Genomic DNA, 13,256 nt, shown 5'->3' with positions numbered 1-13,256 from the left:
GACTGGCTCCACACCTACAATCACCACCGCGGACACACCGCACTCGCAGGCAAACCACCCGCCAGCCGCGTTCCCAACCTCATGGGCCAGAACAGCTAGCCGGACCCCCGAAGGGGCCCCGCACGAGACCACTCGTGCGGGGCCCCGCTCACTCAGGAGTTCTTTTCCGTTGCCGCTTCGCCAGGGCGAAGCCGCAACGGACTCGAGCGACGAGGCGATGCCGATCGTCAGGGCGTGGGGGGCGCCGGGGCGAAGTAGTCGCGCAGCATCTCGGTGGTCCATTCAGGCTGACGCACTTCTCCGCGCGGGCCGAACTCCTCGAACCAGGGTTTCACTTCGAGGACAGGGGTGCCATCGATGGCATCCAGGTCCTCGACGTGCAGGTCCAGTCCGTCGACCTTGAGGAGCCGGCAACGGGAGGACCCGAGCCAGTTGATGCGCCGCATGTTCCGGTGGCCGAACACACCGACCTCGGGCCAGTCCGGGTTGTCCCGGGGACGGCGCGCGCCGAAGTTGAGGTCGGCCGGGTCGGTCTTGTGGAACCGGAAGATCACGTCGAGGTGGGAGAACTCCTCCAGCCCCTTCGTCGCCTCGAGCGGAAACCTGTCGCCGTCGAGCCGGATGATGGAGCGGGTCCCACCCCAGTAGTCGTCTGTCGGTTCCGTACGGCCTCCCACAACGTGTCCGAGCGCTTCGACGCTGAAGACCTCACCCATGTGCTTCCCCTCCTGTGAACGAATCCGCGCCAGGACGGCGGGTCAGATGGTTGCCGCCAGATAGTCGGCGGCGAGACCGTCGACGGCGTCGACGGTCGGCACCTTCCGTCCACGGTAGGGGGACAGCGCACTGCGGATCCCCAGTGCGACGTCGCGGGTACGGGCGGAGCGGACGGTCTGCATGGCGTCGAGCGACCGCGACCAGATCGCGCAGGCCTCCTCGATGGAGTGCTGCCTGGCCTTCACAAGGCCCAGGTGGCCGAGCGTGACCGCGTGGGTCCTGGTGAAGGTGGAAGCCTTGCGAGTTGCGACGCTGCGCTCGAACTCCCTTGCTGCACCTTCGAGATCGCCGAGATCGCGCAACGCCGACGCCGTCTCGTGCGCCAAGGACGCCTCGCCGAAGAAGAACACCCGGCCTGGTTCGTCGTCACCGGGCGAGGCTACGGAGAGATCACGCTCGGCCTGGAGAAGTGCGGCGTTGGCCTCCGCGGTGCGTCCCGCAGCGGCGAGAGCGCGCGCGTGGACGACACCGAGCAGCGAGCGCTCCCGTGGACTGGCGAGCGCGTACCGGTCGCCGGCGATGGACGCCTCGGCGACCCTGACGGCGTGATGCGGCTTCCGGAGGTCGACCGCCTGGTGGGCCATGGCGCGCAGGACGTGCCCGGCCATCGCCGGGTCGTCGGCTTCGGCCGCCAGCTTCACGGCCACGGTGTAGTAGTGCTGGGCGGTGGGGTGCTCACCGTTGTCGAACGCTGTCCACCCTGCCAGGTAGGCGAGTTCGGATGCTGCGGAGAACATGTCCCGCCGAACTCGGTCGGAGGCGAAGGTGCCTTGAAGGAACTCTCCGACATCAGTGACGAGGTACTGCGCGACCGCTGTGCGCCCGTGGCCGCCACCACGACGCTGGTCGAGCTGGGAGAACAGCGCTGTCATCTCCCGGACGGCATCCACATCGGCTTGAACGGCGCGGCGCTGTGTGATGCCGCGACTGCCGGTGCGGGCCATGTGCTCCCACCAACTGGCAGGCGGAATGCTCAGTGCTCCGAGCGAGTACGCGAGCGTGCTGAGGAGCTGTCTGCGTTCCACGTCAACGTCTATCCGTCCGAGAGCCGCCAGGGTCTTCAGGGTATCCAAACCCCAGTCGCGTAGATCCGGTTGCTCGTCGCCGAACCCCATGTCCGCGAGTGTGACGTCTCGGTTCAGCCAGCTGGTGAGCACCTCCGCGAGGTACTGCGGGATGTTCCCGGAGGGCATCACGCCCTGACGGACCCACTGAGTGACGGACACCCGGCTCGGTCGCGCCGGATCGTTGTGGCGGGCCGCAACGGCACACAGGGCCCGCGCGAGGGATTCGTTCGGTCGGCCTGCTTCCCGGATGAGCCGGCCCAGGCGCTCATTGGGTTGGCGGGTACGCCCCATAGGGGTCTCCATGCGGTGCCGTTTAACCGGTTTAACAACGGACGGTGCTCAACACCTTACTCCGAGCCAACTTGGACGGTTTGCTGTTCGTGCAAGGCCGTTGCAGACCGCACCGCGAATGCTCCGTCATGTTCGGTCATTCGTGCGGACTGTCTCCCGAGGCCTCCCAACCCCGAGTGAGTGAGGCGCCCTCATGAAGCCTGAATCGCGCAGCATCACGACGTGGTTCCCCGTCGAACGGAAACGGATCGGGGAGCTGCGCCGCTGGGCCAGGAAGGCCGTGCCGTTGCTCGGTCTCGGTCCGGAGGACCGGCAGCGCGGAGACGTGCTGGACGACGTGGAGCTTGTCCTGTCCGAACTCGGCACCAACGCCGTCCTGTACGGCTGTGGTGGCGATCGGTCGGACGTGAAGCTGACCGCTTGTCTGGCGTACGCCCCGGGCGTGCTGCGCGTGTCCGTGACCGATCCAGGTGACGGCAGACCTGAGTACCGGGCGGCGAGCGACGAGGCGACCGGTGGCCGTGGCCTGAGGCTGGTTATGGGGGTCGTGTCCCGGTTCGGTGTCGAGCGGCTCCCTGAGGGCGGACAGGAGATCTGGTCCGAGATCGAACTGCCTGATCCGGCGTGGCCGGCGACCGTCATGGTCGAGCAGAGCGGTCAGCGGATCGGGATGCTGCCCTCGGACTCCACGGCACGGGAGTTCAGGCACCGGCCGCCCAGAGCGGGGCGAAGCGCTTCGGCTGTCCCGGCACGGACTCGGCTGACCTCCCGTCCGGTCCATCCACCCACGCCGCATCCGAGGGCCGAACCGTGAATGTCGGACCGCGCACCAGGACGTTGCTCAAGACCACCACCCTGGCCCGCAGGCTGGACGTCGCAGCATCCTTCGAAACCCTGACACGGGCCTGCGCTGCCATCGCCGCCGACTTCCGGCGGGCCGAACTGGTCAGCGACAGCCCGAACCACCTCTGGTCGCTGCCGGCTTCGCACTCACTCGCCCTTGTGCATCCCGACGTCGACGAGGCCCGGGCGCTCATCAAGGGCGCGCAGTTCCTTCGGCAGCACCAGGTCGCCGTCGCCTCCCCCTGGAGCACTGATGTCCACATGTCGACAGACGGCCGGGCCGTGACCCTCTGGCAGGACCCCGGCAAGCCGAGCACCGACACGTCCCTGTCCGCGTGGGTGACAGCCCTCACGCACCGAATCGACCCCGGGGCTGCCCCGTGGCTCAGGGATCACGACCCGTTCGCCGGGCTGCTCGACGGCCTGGACGAGGCTCCGCTGAACGACGCCGCCCGCTGCTTCCTCCGCGAGCGCGCGGCTCAGTTGCACGAGGAATGGGACCACCCCGACTGGCCGACCCCGGATGCCGTCATCCTTGGTGCGCTCGGCATGGTCCCCTGCCACGACGACGGAGTCCGCGTCGGGTTCCTGCTGCGCCGTCCCCTCCATCGCGGCCACCGGGAGTGGGACCGGGTCGCAGCCCGCTGGCGCTCCGAACTGCTCATCGGCCCGCGCGAGGACCACGGATCCTATGCCGACGTCTACCTCTCGTACGAGCGCGAAGACCAGTCCCTGAACCACCCCTACATCGGTGCCTGGTCGGGTTACCAGGTCGTGCGTGACCTTGTCGTACTCACTGCGGTGATGGAGACGGTGCGCCGCGCCCACCTCGATGCCAACGTCCGTCAGGCGGCAGTCCACCGAGTCGGATGCCTGCGCGGTGCCAACCCGGTCCCGTGGCGCTGGGTGGGGCGATGAATCGAACGACGAAAAGGAGTTCACGTGGACGTGACCCGAGGATCCTTCATCACCCTCGACGGTCTCAGCGGGAGCGGGAAGACCACCGTCGCGCCGTTGGCCGCAGCCCTTCTCGGCGGTGTTCACCTTACGGATGGCGCCTTGCCGACGTTCTCTCGCATGCGCGCGGAGGTGGACGCCACCGGCATCCTGCCGGCCCGGCTCCACTGGTGGATGATGGCGAATCACATCAAGTCGGAGACGGCCCGGGCGCTCGTCGGGACCGGCCGGACGGTGGTGGTCGAGTCGTACTTCCCGCGCACCGTTGCCACGCACCGCGCCATGGGGCACGACTGCGCCCCCGAGTACCCGAGCGGGGCTCTGGTCCCGGACCTGGCGATCCTGCTGGACGTGGACGAGGAGGTTCGCCAGGACCGGCTTCGGCGGCGGGCCGAGAGCGGGACGCTGAGCTACTGGCACCAGCGGGAAGAGCCGAACGTCGCCGAGAGCACTCGCGTGTACCGGGCGCTCGGCCTCGTCCGCGTGGACGGCACCGACCGTACGCCGGAACAGGTGGCCGCCCTGATCGCCGATATCGTCCGCTCGCGTATCCCGAAACCCCGACTGGAGAGGAAGAAATCCCATGACCGCAACTGAGTTCGAAGCGAAGATCCTCAACGTCGAGCCGGAGAAGATCCGTGCGCTGCTGGTGGAGGCCGGGGCCGAGCACGTGGTCGACCGCTTCCAGCGCCGCTACGTGTACGACATCCCGGGCCGGCCCGGAGCGTGGGTCCGGCTGCGTGACACCGGCACCGGCGTCACGCTGTGCGTCAAGGAAATCCTCTCCGACGCGATCGACGGCGTGACCGAGACGGAGACGACGGTCGGTGACTTCGACGCGACGAACACCCTCCTCGGCAAGCTCGGTTACCAGTCCAAGGCATACCAGGAGAACCGCCGGTCATCCTGGGCGCTGGGCGGTGCGGCCATCGAGATCGATGAGTGGCCGCTGATCCCCCCGTACCTGGAGATCGAGGGGGACAGTGCCGAGCACGTCCACGCGACGGCGCTCGTGCTTGGGCTTCCCGTCGGCGAGCTGACGAGTGAGAACACGACCAAGGTCTACCGCCGGTACGGGATCGACATCGAGGCGGTCCCTCGACTCACCTTCGAATGACAGGAGACATGCCTTGTCAGTGACCCAACACCCGGCGATCCGGGTCGTCCGGGACCGGACCATCCGCATCAAGGTGATCGACGACTGCGGATTGGCCTGCACGTTCTGCCACAACGAAGGAACGCCCGTCACCGCCGACAACCGGGGTCGAACGCAGCTGCCCTTCGTCGCGGGGCCGGGCGGGACCGGGCGTGTGTCGATCTACAGCGAGTCGAACGGTGTCGAGTTCCTCGCCGCGAGGATGGTTCCGGACACGCACTTCCGGCGTGCGGTGCGGACCGTGGCGAGGGCGTTCGGCGCCAATGAGGTTCACCTCACCGGAGGGGAGCCCACCCTCCATGCGGAGGTCTCCACGCTGGTTTCGGCGCTCACCGGAATGGGCCTGAGCGTCGGAATGACCAGCAACGGCGAGCGCGGCCGGCAGGTGATGCCGGACTGCTCGGCGGCTGGCCTCAACCGCATCAACGTCTCTGTCTTCGGCACCACCGCCGAAGAACTCCGGGCCGTTCAGTCCGAGCGTTTCAGGTCGGCGGGTCTGGCCGAGAAGAAGATCCGGGCTGCGGAACAGACGGTTCGGGCCGCTGTCTCCAACGGGGTGAAGGTCTCGGTGAACATCGTCGTTCCCGGTATGGCCCACGTCGACCGGGTCGTCAACCTGGTCGAGTCGTACGGCCAGTTCGCGGACGTGCGGATGCTCACCAGCATCCAGGATGGAGCGGAGTCGATCGCGGCGATCTCCGAGGTGCTGGCCCGCGTCGGTGCGGAACCGGTGCTCCGGACGTTCACGGCCGGCACCTCCGACGAGCGCACCCTCTACCGGGCGCTCGGCAGCCGAGCGGTCTATGTCAAGCGATTGCTGCCGGTGCGGCTCCCCGACACCTGCGCGTCGTGCCGGTTCAACAACGACACGGACTGTGAGGAGGGCTACTACGGCATCCGGCTGTACCTCACGGATCAGGGGGAGTACATGGTGGGAGTCTGCATCCAGCGGATGGACCTCTGCGTGCCGGTGGCAGAGCTGCCGCGGAGCGGGATCGTGGAAGAGGTGCAGGCCTTCAAGGACGCCGAGGTCCGGAGGCTGACGAGCGAGTACGGTGCCGCCGCCTGAGCGTCGGCTTCCGGTCGGGCATTCAGGGGCCCGCACGTTCGTGACGAACGTGCGGGCCCTTCGCGCGTGCGGGCCCCTTTTGATCACCGCGTGGCGAGGGCCTCCAGGACGCGTTCCAGGGAGGTGCCGAGACCCCAGCGGGCGGAGAGGTGTTCCAGGGTCATCGGGTCCAGCGGCTCGCGGGGGAGGGCCGGGTCGAAGTCGGGCAGCGGGGCGTCGTCGGCGACCCGGACGACCTTGGGGGCGACGTCGAGGTAGGCGGCGCCCTCGACGATGTTGCGGCGGCGGGCCGGGGTGAGCCTGGAGCCGATGTCGAGGGCGGCGGCGCGGATGCCGGCGAGGTCGCCGTACTCGTTCATCAGCTGGGCGGCGGTCTTCTCGCCGATGCCCTTGACGCCGGGCAGGCCGTCCGACGGGTCGCCGCGGAGGGCGGCCATGTCGGCGTACTGGGCGCCGCGCACGCCGTACTTCTCCAGCAGGAGCGCGTCGTCGGTGACCTGCAGGTTGCCCATGCCCTTGACCGGGTAGAGCACGGTGATGCCGCGGGCGTCGTCGACCAGTTGGAAGAGGTCGCGGTCACCGGTGACGATCTGCACCGCGCCCTTGGCGCGGGCGGTGAGGGTGCCGATGACGTCGTCCGCCTCGTAGCCGGGGGAGCCGACGCGGGCGATACCGAGCGCGTCCAGCACCTGTTCGATCACCGGGACCTGCGGGGCCAGCGTGTCGGGCACCTCCTCCTCGCCGTTCTCGGCGGCTTCCGCGACCCGGTGGGTCTTGTAGGAGGGCACGAGGTCGACCCGCCACTGCGGGCGCCAGGCGGCGTCCATGCAGGCGACCAACTGGTCGGGCCGGTGGTCGTGGACCAGCCGGGCGATGAAGTCCAGCAGGCCGCGGACGGCGTTGACGGGCTCACCCTGCGGCGAGCGCAGGGTGTCCGGTACGCCGAAGTAGGCCCGGAAGTACAGGCTGGCGGAGTCGAGCAGCATCAGTCGCGGTGCGGTCACGTGTCAGATCATGCCGTACGGCGGTGACGGACGGCCGGTTCCTCAGTGCTCGTGCGGGCCCGCGCGGTGGACGGGGCCGTGGGCGTCGGCGCAGTGTTCGGCGGCCGTGTCGACCGGGGCGGCGATCTGCAGCAGTGCGCCCGCCTCGTCCTCCCCGACGTGGTCGACCTGGAGCGTGCTGTGGGTGATGCCGTACTCGCCGGCGAGTCGGCGCTGCAGTTCGCGCCGGACGGCGTGGCAGTCGCCGCCGGGGGTGACCAGGACGTGGGCGGACAGCGCGGGCTGTCCGGAGGTGATCTCCCAGATGTGGAGGTCGTGGATCTCCTCGACGAGCGGCTGGGCGACCATCCGGTCGGCCACCGCGTCGGGGTCGATCCCGGCCGGGGCGGCCTCCAGGAAGATCCGCCCGGAGTCACGGACCAGGGCGATGCCCGCCTTGAGCATGAGGGCGACGACGATCAGCGAGGCGATGGCGTCGGCCCGGACGAAGCCGGTGGTCACCACGACCAGGCCGGCGACGGCGGTGGCGATGAACGCGTACAGGTCGGTGAGCACGTGCTGGAAGGCGCCCTCGACGTTCAGCGAGCTGCGGTTGGCCTTGGACATGCACCAGGTGGCGGCGAGGTTGACCACGATCCCGACCAGTGCGGTGACCAGCACCAGCGAGCCGGTGACCGCCGGCGGCTCGAACAGCCGGGTGATCGCCTCGTAGCCCAGCCAGGCCGAGAGCACGAGCAGGGTGACCCCGTTGGCCTGCGCGGAGAGGATCTCGGCCCGCTTGAGCCCGTACGTGTAGCCGCCGCGGGCCGGGCGGGCGGCGAGCCGCATGGCGACCAGTGCCAGGGCGATCGAGGCGGCGTCGGTGAGCATGTGCGCCGCGTCGGAGATCAGCGCCAGGGACTTCGCGGCGAAGCCGACGACGACCTCGCCGGCCATGAAGACGACGATGAGGGCGAGGGCGCTGAGCAGCCAGCGGCGGTCCGCGTCGGCGGCTACGCCGTGCGAGTGCCCGCCGTGCCCGTGGCCCCCGTGCGAGTGCCCGCCGTGCCCGTGACTCCCGGGTGCGTGTCCGCCTTGCCCGCCGGCGTGCTCGTGATCATGCGCATGATCATCATGCGAATGCTCGTGCCTGGCCATGGAGGTCCTCTCTGGGCGCACGGGTGGGGACGGGGGCGCGGCGCGACCGCCCTGCCACCGAAGTGAACCGCAGAATCGACAAAGATCCAAAGGTTGTACTGGTGACCGTTGTCGTTGCCGTCCGGGTGGCCGTACCCGGCGCCCGCCGCAGACCTTCGACCAGCCCAAATCCCTTGCGCCCACGACCAGTTGCGCTAACCCGGCACCATCGCGTCCAACGCGGGGTCCAGGGCCGGCACGTCCGGCGCCGTCGCGTCCAGGGTCGCGGCGGTCGCCGCCCGGACGAGGGCCCGCATCAGCCGCAGGTCGTCGCCCTGCTCCGGGTGCCACTGCACCCCGAGCGTGAAACCCGGGCCCTCCACCGCCTCCACCGTCCCGTCCGGCGCGTGGGCGCTCACCCGCAGGCCCTGCCCGACCCGGTCGACGGCCTGGTGGTGGAAGGTCGGCACCTCCAGCTCGCTCTCCGGCAGCAGCCCGCCCAGCAGCGTCCCCGGCACCGGACGCACCGGGTGCGATCCGTAGCGCCCCGCCGAGCCGCCGTGCACGTCCACCGCCACCACGTCCGGCAGGTGCTGCACCAGCGTGCCCCCGCAGACCACGTTGAGGACCTGCATGCCCCGGCAGACGCCCAGCAGCGGCATCCCCGCCGCCAGCGCCGCCCGCAGCAGCGCGACCTCCCAGGCGTCCCGCTCCGGCGAGTCCACCTCGGTCGCCGGATGGGCCGGCTGCCCGTAGTACGCCGGATCGATGTCCGGGCCGCCCGCGATGACCAGGGCGTCCAGTCGGGCCAGCACCTCCGGCGCGCGCTCGGGCGCGTCCGGCGGCAGCAGGAGGGCGATCCCGCCCGACTCCTGGACGTACGCGGTGTACCGCTCGGGCACGAGGGCCGCCCGGCGGCCCCGCCAGTTGCTCCAACTCGCGTCGACCAGGTAGGTGCTGACGCCGATCAAAGGCCTGCGATCCATGGCGCGCATTCTCCCCCCGGACCGTCTGATCCCCCGTCAACTCAGCCGGTCGGCGCGCCACGCCCGTCCGCCCTCTTCCGCCCCGTGAGCACCAGGCCGTACGGTTCGCTGTGACCGCTTGATCTCGAAGAGTGATCGAGGACGGAGGGTTCAGCCATGTCCGAGCACACCGCCGCGGGCTCGCCGCCCCGGCCGCCGCTGGCCCTGGACGAACTGCGCGCGCTGGTGGACGCCGGTGAGGTGCACACCGTCGCGCTCGCCTTCACCGACATGCAGGGGCGCCTGCAGGGCAAGCGCTTCGCCGCCCGGTTCTTCCTCGACGAAGTCGCCGAGCACGGCGCCGAGGCCTGCGACTACCTGCTGGCCGTCGACGTCGACCTCAACACCGTGGACGGTTACGCCTTCTCCTCCTGGGCCACCGGCTACGGCGACTTCGCGATGCGCCCCGACCTCGGCACCCTGCGGCTGACCCCGTGGCAGCCCGGCACCGCCCAGGTCACCGCCGACCTCGCCGGGCACGGCGGCCACCCGGTGGACGCCGCCCCGCGCCAGGTGCTGCGCCGCCAGATCGCCCGGCTCGCCGAATACGGACTGGCCGCCGACATCGGCACCGAACTGGAGTTCCTGGTCTTCCGGGACACCTACGAGCAGGCCTGGCTCGGCGGCTACCGCGGCCTCACCCCGGCGAACCTCTACAACGTGGACTACTCGATGCTGGGCACCGCCCGCGTCGAGCCGCTGCTCTCCCGGATCCGCACCGAGATGGCCGGCGCCGGCCTGGTCGTGGAGTCGGCCAAGGGCGAGTGCAACCTCGGCCAGCACGAGATCGCCTTCCGCTACGCCGACGCCCTCACCACCTGCGACCAGCACAGTGTCTACAAGACCGGCGCGAAGGAGATCGCCGCCCAACTCGGCTGCGCACTCACCTTCATGGCCAAGTACGACGAGCGCGAGGGCAACAGCTGCCACATCCACCTCTCGCTGCGCGACGCCGTCGGTGCCCCGGCCTTCGCCGACCGCGACGGCCGGATGACCGACACCATGCGGCACTTCCTGGCCGGCCAGCTCACCGTGCTGCGCGAGTTCAGCGTGCTCTACGCCCCGAACATCAACTCCTACAAGCGCTACCGCCCGGGCTCCTTCGCCCCGACCGCCGTCGCCTGGGGCCGGGACAACCGCACCTGCGCCTACCGGGTGGTCGGCCACGGCACCGGCCTGCGGATGGAGAACCGGGCGCCGGGCGGTGACGTCAACCCGTACCTCGCCGTCGCCGGGATGATCGCGGCCGGCCTGCACGGGCTGCGGCACAAGCTGGAACTGCCCGCGCCCTGCCTCGGCAACGCCTACGCGGTGGAGGAGTACGCCCGGGTGCCCGGATCGCTGCGCGAGGCGGCCGGGCTGTGGGCCCGGAGCGAACCGGCCCGGGAGGCCTTCGGGGACGACGTGGTCGAGCACTACCTGAACATGGCCCGGGTCGAACAGGCCGCCTACGACGGCGCCGTCACCGACTGGGAACGCTACCGATCCTTCGAACGGATGTGACGCATGAGCGACGGACGTGGGGCATGACCGGGCCGACCGCGGGCGCCGTCCGCAGCGCCGCCGCGGGCAGGGCCCGATGAGCGATAAGCGCGCCGCGCGGGACGAGGCGGTCTGCCGGCGTCTGGTCGGCCGCACCGCCGTGGTCACCGGCGCGGGCAGCGGCATCGGCCTGGCCGCCGCCCGTCGACTCGCCTCGGAGGGTGCGAAGGTGGTCTGCGCGGACCTCGACGAGGAGACCGGCCGGGCCGCCGCCAAGGAGGTCGGCGGGCTGTTCGTGCACACCGACGTCACCGACCCGGACATGGTCGAGGCGCTGTTCGACGAGGCGTACGAGACCTGCGGAAGCGTGGACGTGGCGTTCAACAACGCGGGCGTCTCGCCGCCGGACGACGGCTCGATCCTCACCACCGGCCCGGACGCGTGGCACAGGGTGCAGGAGGCCAACCTGACCTCGGTCTACCTGTGCTGCAGGGCCGCGTTGCCCTACATGCGGCGGCACGGGCGGGGTTCGATCATCAACACCGCCGGTTTCGTGGCCCTGGTGGGCGCGGCCACCTCGCAGATCTCCCACACCGCCTCCAAGGGCGGGGTGCTCGCGATGTCCCGCGAACTGGGCGTGCAGTTCGCCCGGGAAGGGATCCGGGTCAACGCGCTCTCGCCCGGGCCGGTGGACACCCCGCTGCTGCGCGAGCGGTTCGCCGAGGATCCGGAGCGGGCCGAGCGCCGACTGGTGCACATCCCGCTCGGCCGGTTCGCCCGGGCCGAGGAGATCGCCGCCGCGGTCGCCTTCCTCGCGAGCGACGACTCCTCGTTCATCACGGCGAGCGAGTTCCTGGTGGACGGCGGCATCTCCGGGGCGTACGTCACCCCGCTCTGAGCGCCGCCCGGACGGGGCGCCGGACCGGCCCGGGGCCGGGCGCCGTGACCTTCTCACGGTAATCTCATCGAAAACGGCGGGAATTACCGGTTGCGCTGATTTCGCGTTTATCCGGCTGCCTTTAGATTCTCTGCTGTGAGCGAGCAGATTCCCGCCGGGTGGTACCCGGACCCGAAGGACACCACCGGCGAGCCGAGGGGGCAGCGGTGGTGGGACGGCAACGGCTGGACGGCCGACACCCGGCCCGCGCCCGCGGACGCCCCGGCCCGGGCGCCGCAGGCGCCGGCGGCCGGTGAGCCGGGGCCCGGTACGGCCGAGCAGCCCACGGTGCTGGAAGGCGAGGTCCTGGAGAGCGGCCCGACCGTCCGCTACCCGGAGCCCCCGCCCTTCGGCGCCGCCTACGGCGCACCCGCCGGGCCGCCGCGCAAGGCCTGGCGCAAGCCCTCCAAGCTGGTCGTGGTGGCCGCCGTCGCCGCGCTGCTCGGCCTGGGCGCCGGCTCGGGGATCACGTACGTCGCGATGGACGGCCACGGCGACCACGGGAAGGCCGCCGCCCGGCAGGCCCCGCAGGGCGGGTCGGGGCCCTGGGACGGCTACCCCGGCTTCGGCGGCAACGGCGGCAACGGCAACGGTGGGAACGGCAACGGCGGGAAGGGCGGCAAGGGCGGGGGCGGCAACGGCGGCAGCGGGGACGGCAAGGGCAGCGGCAAGGTCCGGCCCGGGGCCGACACCGCGATCGACGTGGTCAACCGGCTCACCCTGCCGGTCCCGTCCGGTTGGCAGGCCACCACGTCCGGTGACGGCTACGCCATGATCACCGTCGGCTCGTACACCTGCCCCGACGGCACCGACAACTGCACCCTCGGCGGCGTGACCACCGGCCGGATCGACGGCGGCGGCACCGACGTGCAGGCGGCGGCCAAGGCCGACATCGCGAAGGCCGCCAAGGAGTCCTACGGCGACATCACCGGGCACCAGGAGCTCAAGTCCGAGGCGGTCAAGGTCAAGGGCCAGGACGGCTACCTGGTCCGCTGGAAGGTGGACGCGCCCAAGGGCAACAACGGGTACGTGCAGACCGTCGTCTTTCCCTCCGCCGACGGCAAGGCCCTGGTCTCGGTGCACTTCGGCTTCGACATCGCCGACAAGGCGCCGGACGTCGCCGTGATGGACACCGTCGTCCAGGGCATCGCCGACTACAAGGGCAAGCTGCCCGGCATTCCCGGAATCCCCGGCATCCCGGGGCTCCCCGGTAGCGGCTCGGGCTCCGGCGCGGGCTCCGGCGCTGATGCGGGCTCCGGACCGGGCACCACCACCTGAGCCCCGCGCTCCTCACACGGCGGCGGGCCCGCCCGGCCGGGGCCCCCCCGGCGCGCGGGGGCGGGCGGGGGCCGCTCCCCCCCCCTCCCGCCCGGGTCCCGGTACCCGGGGCGGCCCCTGCCGACGAGGACGCCGACGGCGGCGGCCCACCCGGAGGATCCCCTCCGGGTGGGCCGCCGCCGTGTGAGGAGCGCGGGGCTCAGGTGGTGGTGCCCGGTCCGGAGCCCGCATCAGCGCCGGAGCCCGCGCCGGAG

Annotated in this window: 13 protein-coding genes and 1 pseudogene; 9 read left to right on the top strand and 5 right to left on the bottom strand. The window is 70.9% G+C overall.

The window, feature by feature from the left end; all coding sequences use genetic code 11:
• Positions 1 to 99: pseudogene (locus IF30_RS48910) on the top strand (IS481 family transposase); the annotation flags it as partial.
• A 128-nt stretch (positions 100 to 227) separates the two neighbouring features.
• On the opposite strand, the gene IF30_RS0138845 reads toward IF30_RS48910, so the two are convergent.
• Positions 228 to 716 carry an SAM-dependent methyltransferase gene (locus IF30_RS0138845; RefSeq protein ID WP_030247555.1) on the bottom strand — a complete coding sequence of 163 codons (489 nt, stop codon included), beginning with the start codon at positions 714 to 716 and terminating at the stop codon, positions 228 to 230.
• A 42-nt stretch (positions 717 to 758) separates the two neighbouring features.
• Complete coding sequence (locus tag IF30_RS0138840) at positions 759 to 2,147, bottom strand: Tat pathway signal protein (protein ID WP_234323010.1); 1,389 nt, start codon at positions 2,145 to 2,147, stop codon at positions 759 to 761.
• A gap of 181 nt (positions 2,148 to 2,328) precedes the next feature.
• Between IF30_RS0138840 and IF30_RS44340 the strand changes: the two genes are divergently transcribed.
• From IF30_RS44340 to IF30_RS0138815, 5 genes are all read left to right on the top strand, one after another.
• A complete protein-coding gene (locus tag IF30_RS44340; protein WP_051712187.1) occupies positions 2,329 to 2,949 on the top strand; it encodes an ATP-binding protein in 621 nt (206 codons plus the stop codon).
• Between the two features lie 23 nt (positions 2,950 to 2,972).
• The gene (locus tag IF30_RS0138830) at positions 2,973 to 3,896 is read left to right on the top strand and encodes a hypothetical protein (RefSeq protein ID WP_030247550.1); all 924 of its coding nucleotides are present in this window, start codon (positions 2,973 to 2,975) and stop codon (positions 3,894 to 3,896) included.
• A 24-nt stretch (positions 3,897 to 3,920) separates the two neighbouring features.
• Positions 3,921 to 4,532 carry a dTMP kinase gene (locus tag IF30_RS0138825; protein WP_030247548.1) on the top strand — a complete coding sequence of 204 codons (612 nt, stop codon included), beginning with the start codon at positions 3,921 to 3,923 and terminating at the stop codon, positions 4,530 to 4,532.
• Positions 4,519 to 5,052 carry a class IV adenylate cyclase gene (locus IF30_RS0138820; RefSeq protein ID WP_030247546.1) on the top strand — a complete coding sequence of 178 codons (534 nt, stop codon included), beginning with the start codon at positions 4,519 to 4,521 and terminating at the stop codon, positions 5,050 to 5,052. Before IF30_RS0138825 ends, IF30_RS0138820 begins: the two co-directional genes overlap by 14 nt.
• Before the next feature lie 73 nt (positions 5,053 to 5,125).
• Complete coding sequence (locus tag IF30_RS0138815) at positions 5,126 to 6,160, top strand: radical SAM protein (RefSeq protein ID WP_234323009.1); 1,035 nt, start codon at positions 5,126 to 5,128, stop codon at positions 6,158 to 6,160.
• Between the two features lie 83 nt (positions 6,161 to 6,243).
• Here IF30_RS0138815 and IF30_RS0138810 read toward each other — a convergent pair whose 3' ends face one another.
• The 3 genes from IF30_RS0138810 to IF30_RS0138800 form a co-directional block, all read right to left on the bottom strand.
• Complete coding sequence (locus IF30_RS0138810) at positions 6,244 to 7,146, bottom strand: 5'-3' exonuclease (RefSeq protein WP_030247542.1); 903 nt, start codon at positions 7,144 to 7,146, stop codon at positions 6,244 to 6,246.
• A gap of 60 nt (positions 7,147 to 7,206) precedes the next feature.
• Positions 7,207 to 8,301: a cation diffusion facilitator family transporter gene (locus IF30_RS0138805; protein WP_051712185.1), complete on the bottom strand. Its 1,095-nt coding sequence runs from the start codon at positions 8,299 to 8,301 to the stop codon at positions 7,207 to 7,209.
• Positions 8,302 to 8,495: 194 nt separating this feature from the next.
• The gene (locus IF30_RS0138800) at positions 8,496 to 9,266 is read right to left on the bottom strand and encodes a gamma-glutamyl-gamma-aminobutyrate hydrolase family protein (RefSeq protein ID WP_037902769.1); all 771 of its coding nucleotides are present in this window, start codon (positions 9,264 to 9,266) and stop codon (positions 8,496 to 8,498) included.
• 156 nt (positions 9,267 to 9,422) lie between these two features.
• Here IF30_RS0138800 and IF30_RS0138795 point away from each other — a divergent pair, with 156 nt between their 5' ends.
• From IF30_RS0138795 to IF30_RS0138785, 3 genes are all read left to right on the top strand, one after another.
• Positions 9,423 to 10,808, top strand: a complete 1,386-nt coding sequence (locus tag IF30_RS0138795; protein ID WP_030247537.1) for a glutamine synthetase family protein — start codon at positions 9,423 to 9,425, stop codon at positions 10,806 to 10,808.
• A gap of 76 nt (positions 10,809 to 10,884) precedes the next feature.
• Positions 10,885 to 11,685: a 3-oxoacyl-ACP reductase gene (locus IF30_RS0138790; RefSeq protein ID WP_030247535.1), complete on the top strand. Its 801-nt coding sequence runs from the start codon at positions 10,885 to 10,887 to the stop codon at positions 11,683 to 11,685.
• A 135-nt stretch (positions 11,686 to 11,820) separates the two neighbouring features.
• Positions 11,821 to 13,002, top strand: coding sequence for a DUF2510 domain-containing protein (locus tag IF30_RS0138785; RefSeq protein WP_030247534.1), 1,182 nt, complete (start codon positions 11,821 to 11,823; stop codon positions 13,000 to 13,002).
• Positions 13,003 to 13,256 lie beyond the last annotated feature (254 nt).

Origin of the sequence: Streptomyces sp. NRRL S-350 (assembly GCF_000719705.1) — a bacterium.
Taxonomy (GTDB): Bacteria; Actinomycetota; Actinomycetes; order Streptomycetales; family Streptomycetaceae; genus Kitasatospora.
The sequence above is the reverse complement of the archived record's forward strand: the minus strand, read 5'-3'. Positions and strand labels throughout refer to the sequence as shown.

Excerpts from the sequence above, each read along its gene's own strand:
- IF30_RS0138800 (WP_037902769.1), bottom strand. The coding sequence starts at position 9,266 with ATGGATCGCAGGCCTTTGATCGGCGTCAGCACCTACCTGGTCGACGCG.
- IF30_RS0138810 (WP_030247542.1), bottom strand. The coding sequence starts at position 7,146 with ATGCTGCTCGACTCCGCCAGCCTGTACTTCCGGGCCTACTTCGGCGTA.
- IF30_RS0138795 (WP_030247537.1), top strand. The coding sequence starts at position 9,423 with ATGTCCGAGCACACCGCCGCGGGCTCGCCGCCCCGGCCGCCGCTGGCC.
- IF30_RS0138840 (WP_234323010.1), bottom strand. The coding sequence starts at position 2,147 with ATGGAGACCCCTATGGGGCGTACCCGCCAACCCAATGAGCGCCTGGGC.
- IF30_RS44340 (WP_051712187.1), top strand. The coding sequence starts at position 2,329 with ATGAAGCCTGAATCGCGCAGCATCACGACGTGGTTCCCCGTCGAACGG.
- IF30_RS0138845 (WP_030247555.1), bottom strand. The coding sequence starts at position 716 with ATGGGTGAGGTCTTCAGCGTCGAAGCGCTCGGACACGTTGTGGGAGGC.
- IF30_RS0138820 (WP_030247546.1), top strand. The coding sequence starts at position 4,519 with ATGACCGCAACTGAGTTCGAAGCGAAGATCCTCAACGTCGAGCCGGAG.
- IF30_RS0138790 (WP_030247535.1), top strand. The coding sequence starts at position 10,885 with ATGAGCGATAAGCGCGCCGCGCGGGACGAGGCGGTCTGCCGGCGTCTG.
- IF30_RS0138805 (WP_051712185.1), bottom strand. The coding sequence starts at position 8,301 with ATGGCCAGGCACGAGCATTCGCATGATGATCATGCGCATGATCACGAG.